Raw genomic sequence first — 512 nt, 5'->3', positions numbered from 1 at the left:
TCTGGAGCACTGGCTGAAGCGCTGCCGCGCCCGCAAGGCCGAGATCGTGGCGCTCTACGACGAGCGCTTCTTCCGCATGTGGGAATTCTATCTCGCCGGCGCGATCATGGCCTTCCGGCACGACGATCACCTCGTCTGGCAGATCCAGCTCAGCCGCAAGCGCGATGCCGTGCCGCTGACGCGCGATTACCTGTACGGCCAAGCGGGGCGGGCGGTTACTGCGCAGCAGTAATCCGCCGACTCCCGCGCTGTGCCCGGCCGGCGCGCGATTGACGTGATCCGGCAATCGACGCGACCGACGACGCGGCTTTGCCGCGGCGCACCCCTGCCCGTCAGCGGGCCGTCCACCCCCCGTCGATCGAGAAGCTCGAACCGGTAATCCCGCTCGCCGCGTCGGAGCAGAGGAACAGCACCATTTCCGCCACCTGCTCGCTGGTGATGAAGCGATGAGTCGGCTGTGATGCCAGTATCACGTCGTTGATCACCTGCTGCTCGCTCATCCCGCGCACCTT

The 512-nt window shown here is 66.6% G+C and carries 2 protein-coding genes; one reads left to right on the top strand and one right to left on the bottom strand.

The genetic code is table 11. The annotated features are described in order from the left end of the window. Positions 1-232, top strand: a 232-nt coding sequence (locus tag DM995_RS18105) for a class I SAM-dependent methyltransferase (RefSeq protein WP_198669473.1), incomplete at its 5' end; no start/stop codon positions are given. A gap of 100 nt (positions 233-332) precedes the next feature. Here the strand turns inward: DM995_RS18105 and DM995_RS18100 are convergent. After that, positions 333-512: SDR family oxidoreductase (locus tag DM995_RS18100; protein ID WP_116970602.1), on the bottom strand; the 180-nt coding region annotated here is incomplete at its 5' end.

It is taken from the genome of Blastomonas sp. UPD001 (genome assembly GCF_003426715.1).
Taxonomy (GTDB): Bacteria; Pseudomonadota; Alphaproteobacteria; order Sphingomonadales; family Sphingomonadaceae; genus Blastomonas.
Note: the sequence above shows the minus strand (reverse complement) of the source record. Positions and strands in the feature narration are given on the sequence as shown.